Genomic DNA, 262 nt, shown 5'->3' on the forward strand with positions numbered 1-262 from the left:
GACTGCGCTCGGCAAAGCCTGAGGTAATGTAGATTGTATAAGGGATATTATAGCGCCGAAAAATCGGAGATGCATAATCCGCATTGTTGCGATAACCATCATCCAGCGTAAAACAAACATAGCGTTTGTTTTCGGGATTATTTCGCAGCAATTCGGGCAGATCATGCACATGGACAGGCAGCATCCCTGCTTTTAATACTTGCTGAATTGCCTCTTCCAAAAATTCAGGCGTAACTGAGAGAATGGCATTGGGTGCAAACTT

1 protein-coding gene is annotated in these 262 nt (G+C 44.3%); it reads right to left on the reverse strand.

Annotated elements, in window-relative coordinates; genetic code table 11:
* The coding region (locus HBA93_RS21790) for a polysaccharide deacetylase family protein (RefSeq protein ID WP_221724639.1) at positions 1-262 on the reverse strand (262 nt) is incomplete at both ends.

Source organism: Ochrobactrum sp. SFR4, assembly GCF_019730395.1.
Taxonomy (GTDB): Bacteria; Pseudomonadota; Alphaproteobacteria; order Rhizobiales; family Rhizobiaceae; genus Pseudochrobactrum.